At 41.7% G+C, this 4,945-nt stretch carries 9 protein-coding genes; 5 read left to right on the top strand and 4 right to left on the bottom strand.

Annotated features, from left to right (window positions below):
* The 4 genes from Xhom_RS22950 to Xhom_RS22965 all read right to left on the bottom strand — a co-directional run.
* Positions 1-657, bottom strand: a 657-nt coding sequence (locus tag Xhom_RS22950; protein ID WP_145957486.1) for a DEAD/DEAH box helicase, incomplete at its 3' end; no start/stop codon positions are given.
* An 85-nt stretch (positions 658-742) separates the two neighbouring features.
* On the bottom strand, positions 743-1,540 hold the full coding sequence (locus Xhom_RS22955) for a hypothetical protein (RefSeq protein WP_232326313.1): 798 nt from the start codon (positions 1,538-1,540) through the stop codon (positions 743-745).
* A 131-nt stretch (positions 1,541-1,671) separates the two neighbouring features.
* On the bottom strand, positions 1,672-2,055 hold the full coding sequence (locus Xhom_RS22960; RefSeq protein ID WP_069316149.1) for a hypothetical protein: 384 nt from the start codon (positions 2,053-2,055) through the stop codon (positions 1,672-1,674).
* Positions 2,056-2,234: 179 nt separating this feature from the next.
* Positions 2,235-2,465, bottom strand: coding sequence for a helix-turn-helix domain-containing protein (locus Xhom_RS22965; RefSeq protein ID WP_069316150.1), 231 nt, complete (start codon positions 2,463-2,465; stop codon positions 2,235-2,237).
* An 89-nt stretch (positions 2,466-2,554) separates the two neighbouring features.
* Between Xhom_RS22965 and Xhom_RS22970 the strand changes: the two genes are divergently transcribed.
* From Xhom_RS22970 to Xhom_RS22985, 5 genes are all read left to right on the top strand, one after another.
* Positions 2,555-3,301, top strand: a complete 747-nt coding sequence (locus Xhom_RS22970; RefSeq protein WP_069316151.1) for a LexA family transcriptional regulator — start codon at positions 2,555-2,557, stop codon at positions 3,299-3,301.
* Positions 3,302-3,640: 339 nt separating this feature from the next.
* Positions 3,641-3,964 carry a transcriptional antitermination N peptide gene (locus Xhom_RS22975; RefSeq protein ID WP_069316152.1) on the top strand — a complete coding sequence of 108 codons (324 nt, stop codon included), beginning with the start codon at positions 3,641-3,643 and terminating at the stop codon, positions 3,962-3,964.
* A 64-nt stretch (positions 3,965-4,028) separates the two neighbouring features.
* Positions 4,029-4,190 (top strand): host cell division inhibitor Icd-like protein, encoded by a 162-nt coding sequence (locus tag Xhom_RS47255; protein ID WP_145957480.1) that lies wholly within the window; start codon positions 4,029-4,031, stop codon positions 4,188-4,190.
* A 32-nt stretch (positions 4,191-4,222) separates the two neighbouring features.
* Positions 4,223-4,600, top strand: coding sequence for a hypothetical protein (locus Xhom_RS22980; protein WP_069316153.1), 378 nt, complete (start codon positions 4,223-4,225; stop codon positions 4,598-4,600).
* Positions 4,601-4,657: 57 nt separating this feature from the next.
* Positions 4,658-4,945, top strand: a 288-nt coding sequence (locus Xhom_RS22985) for a hypothetical protein (RefSeq protein WP_099139827.1), incomplete at its 3' end; no start/stop codon positions are given.

Genomic DNA, 4,945 nt, shown 5'->3' on the forward strand with positions numbered 1-4,945 from the left:
AGCCCCGCACATGATTTCCGCTATTTCGTCTTCCTTGTAATCGCTGCCGTAGTCGTCATTGCGGGCAGACTTCACCTTGCTTAAATCAGGCTTGGTGGGTGCGTAAAACTCATACGCGCTCAGATCACCACGCTGAATTAACTCTTTTATCGTGGTGGGCTTAATCAGCTTCTGATAGTAGTGACCGAGGAACGGCGAGAAAGGCATACCCGACAGCCCTACCACCTTGCAGTCTGTTTCCGAGGTCAGCCGCGTAATTTCTTCCAGTATCTTTTTGCGTTTCAGGTGCGCTTCATCAATCACCAACAGATTAATGTCTTCGGGAAAGTCACGGCGGATCAGCGTGTCAGCCGACGCAATCTGAATCAGCTTTGACGGGTCTTGATTGGGATGGTCATGCCAGATATACGCGATTTCATCCTCCGGTAAGCCGTACTCGATAAAGCGCTGGGCAGTCTGATTTATCAGAACAAGGTATGGGCAGATCATCATGACTTTTTTGTTTTTTGATACAAACCCGTCAATAATGAAGGCTGATAGAGCGGTTTTCCCTGCCCCCGTGGGAGCATAAACAAGAAAGCTGCTGTACTTTTTCCATTCAGCCCTTAAAAGATTCAACCCTCTTTCCTGTGCAAAGTTAGGGGTAATTTCTAGCATGACGTTGCTCTTATTTATTTTTCTAAGTTCCCGTGCGATAATTTGCACGGGTAACTCTTCGTTAGTGCCAACGGCAAGAACCGAATCAGTCTTCACTCGTCAAAGTTTCGCTGCTCGGTTTCTTGCCTCCTTTAATTTTCAGTTCGTTTTTCCACTCATTGATAATCCGTTTACTGTCTTCGGCGTGAGCGTCTACAGGCATATCGTTGTATTGGCGCGCATAATCGATTTTATGGAAGTGCGGGTTTGTTATTGCTGGTGCGACAATGCCAACGGCGCGTTTAACGTCTTCGTCAGTCGGTACGCGATCAAGGTATTTATTGAGCGTCAATGTGCCAGTATCCGCTAAGTGCTCAGTGATTTTTTTCAGTTGCTTAACCGCACGAAAAACGTCTTTCACGCTCTCGTTATTCGCTGACGGCATCGCTTCACCTTCAATCACCTCCCCGTCAATGAACAGTGGAATGCTGTCGATGAATGCGCCACGGTTGAGGAATTTGTTTACTTCGGCTGTGGTGATGATCGGGTAGGCCTTGACTAATCCGAACAGGGTTACCGCCATTGCCCCATCATTCCATGAACTCTTCCCTTTGCCGTTTCGGATGGCAGCAATCAGTGCATCCTGATGTTTCAGGCTCAGCAAATCGTAATCACCGACCACGATGTAGTGAGTGCTCAATGCTTCCAGATTCACCGGCTTTGCGTGGCTGTTGTGTGGCTTATGCGCTTTCCGCTCCGGTGCGTTTGTTTTGACCATTGTCGTTGCTTCGGTTTCTGACATCCCAGCGGCCACTAGTTCAGCCACGGCGCGCGCTGGTTTCCAGTTAGCAAAAGCACGGTGTTTTTGGATGATCTTTTCTGCTTTCTCTTTTTTGATAATCATTCTCATTTAGTCCAAAAAAATAGGGGGGTTCTTATTTAGTACTTTTCGTGACTGCCAGTTTTTTTGGCTTTTCCCCATTTTGATAATTATTCTCACTTGGCTGGTTTTTCATTTTCAGCCCTAGTGATCCCCTAACCACCGATCCCACAGCCAGAAGACACAGCCATTTCGGTGTTACCTGCTTGCCCCTGTCCTAAAGCCACTCCTGAATGGGGCTTGTCCTCTGGCTGTGCTTTCGGAACTAACAGCGGCTCTTCGGTATAACCCTTCATCGATCTGTAATTTTTCTTGAAGAACAATCGAAGCCATGTGTTAGCAGCCCTAGCGCCGGTGTTATCCCTGCGATGCGGCACAGGATCTTCATCCCGCCTAAGTTTGTAGACGTAAGCGTATTTATCCCTCGCGTATTCCCTTGTGGTTGAGTTCATGGCGGAAAGCATCTTTTGAATCCATTCCGCATCACCCGGATGATAAATTTCGGGCATTGCTACGTTGTGGATCGGGTATGTGTTCACGATTGGAATTCGCCTTTCTGCACGCCGAGTAGGCGTGTTCTATGCGCAAAAATTACTGAAGTTAAATTTTGATTAAGTTTTGTTTAACAAAGATACAGAATTGTCGTCTATCCTGAGATAGATGATATTTTTTGGTAGGTGTGCTTTTTCAGCACAGAGATGTTAAAGAGCAGTAACTATTACGCCAATCCTTTATCTGGATTTGCCGCTTGCAGTAGCCATTTTTCGGTAAACTTTCCGCCAGAATGCTCTGCTAGTAATTTTGAATATTGGGTTTTTCCCGTGTACTCAGTGCGAGGCAAGCAACCGTTTTGCACCCATTTCCAGACTGCTACGGTGCTTTTCCCGCAGATTTTTGCAGCGACAACTTGTCCGCCTACTGCATTAACTGCGAATTCAATTGGGTTCATTTGGTTAATATCCGAGCTAAAATTATTAACTAATGGTTAATTCTAAATTCTAACTGACAGTTAAGTCAAGTCTGGATGATAATTAACTTATGGTTAAAAAAAATGACAAAGCTGAGTTCACTGCAAGGCTAAAAGAAGCATGCCTAGAAGCAGGCTTTGCTGGACGTGGACTAGGTAAGAAGATCACTGACGCTCTTGCCGAACAAAAAATAAAAGTCAGCGGCCCTGCGGTTTGGAAGTGGCTGAACGCTGAGTCAATCCCGGACTCCAGTAATATTTTGGCTTTAAGTAAATGGCTTGATGTCAGGCCGGAGTGGTTAGAATATGGTAGAGGCTCTAAAAAGGTAGATGGAATACCGCTATCCAAAATAGAGCTAGAACTAGAAGAAGTCGATCCTTGGGATTCCACCACCCCAATCAATGATGATGAGGTTGTTATCCCATTTTTTAAGAGCATAGAGTTAGCCGCAGGAAGTGGCTGCTGTACTAACGAAGATTACAATGGGTTTAAATTGAGGTTTTCACGCTCAACTCTTCGTCGATACGGGGCGCATCCTTCAAATGTTGTAGCATTCCCTGTTCATGGTGACAGTATGTCACCGGTTATCCCTGATGGTTCAACCGTAACAGTTGATCGTGGCCATCAAAATATTGTTGATGGGGGCATATATGCTATTGAACAAGACGATTTATTTCGTATTAAATTGCTATATAGGCAACCCGGAAAATTGATTGTGCGTAGCTTTAACTCAATTGAATTTCCTGATGAAATAGCAGAAATTCAAAGTGTTAAAATTATTGGACGAGTCATAAACTGGTCAGTAATGGCTTGGTAGATCATATCTTCATCCTTCCCAAAAATAGCCGCTAATCAGCGGCTACCACTTCAAATATCCACCTGAATTATTTGATTCAAATCACACTTTCATAATCAGTTAAAAAATTTATTAACTTAAAATTCAATTAGTTAAAATTTAACTTTTAATTTAATTAACCTTTGGTTATTGACTAAAATTAACCATCAGTTAATAATGGCACCATCCAAGGCACACAGCCAAAGATGAAGCACCACCGCTCCTTAACAGACAGCGCTGAAAAAGCGCACCATTCTTACCAGTTGGTTACTGACTGAGACGTGAAGACTACTCAATCACAAATCAACTAAGGGGGATGATATGCACAACTTTCATGGCTACAACAATGCAAGAAAAAGAAGGCATGAGCGCAGAAAGGAGCAACAAGAGGCATATAACAAGGATAAAGCCATCAATATGGCGTTAAAGACTGCTCTCAATTCTGAAGAAATTACAATACCAACACGACCAGTATTATCACTGAACAGAAAAGCAATGGATCGTGTTAATAAAGCAATTTCAATTCAAACTACTCCAAATTACGATAATTTCAATAACTGCTGCTTACCCAATGCAGCTATCTACTCAACCAAAACTAAAACCCGCCGTCGTCTGGAATCAGGCGGAATTACGGCCAGAGCGTGATATTTTCTTTATTAAAGATAATCTTGAATTGAAAAAATTACTCCGTATTCAATAAAAGGTAATTATGAAAACCTTTATCTTCGGCGCAATAGAGCGAGCTAACACAAAACAACGTCGCCCTATATGCATTAAGGCTCAGGCAATTAATGAGCAGGAAGCGAGAAAGTCACTAGCTCCTACGCATGTAATTTTAGGCTGGATGGGTCAAATAGTTAATCGTAATTGAGATAAACAATATTAATTCTAAGGAAATAAAACATGAATACATTAACAAGCACTTCTGCATTATTAGCGGCTGAATGTAGAAAAGATTATGTTCGTTACCGTCATTTGGCTAACCTATTTTCTCCTCGTTCTCAAGACCGTAATTTTTTCAATAAAAAGGCTTGGTTGCAGCGTAAAAAATTTCGTGATTGGTCTACTGTTTTAGTCAAACAAAGTAAATTTATTTCTGCTTGTAAAAACTATGGTTTTGATGTGATTGAAGTCGGCGATACTAAGTACGATATTTTCAAAGGTAATAAATTTATTGCTACTGCTTTCTATGATATACACACTAATAGAGTGTGGGATAGTTATAATTTTGTTCATCATTTAAATGATTATGTAAGTAAGATTCATTCTGAATATAACTAATTACAGCTCATTTCCGAGTGAACTATGGTGAATTGATAACAATCACGGAAATAAAACATGAACAATAAACTACAAGCAGCCGTCGAAATTGCAGAAGAAATTGAAGCCTCAATATTTCCCGTAGTTACTGCAACTCAAAATGAAGCTGAACCGGATACTTATTTAATGTGTCGTGGCGTACATCGTCAAACTTGTGATTTAGTCCAACGGTTAAGGGATATAAATAAAGATTATATCATGTCAGATAATCAGGCATTCGATGAATTGGAAGGCGTTGCGAGTGAAATAGAAAATCTAAGAACATATGTTTCTTTATTAATTGATACGGATAAAAGTCTGTCCGGT

The organism is Xenorhabdus hominickii (genome assembly GCF_002632725.1).
GTDB classification, from domain to species: domain Bacteria; phylum Pseudomonadota; class Gammaproteobacteria; order Enterobacterales; family Enterobacteriaceae; genus Xenorhabdus; species Xenorhabdus hominickii.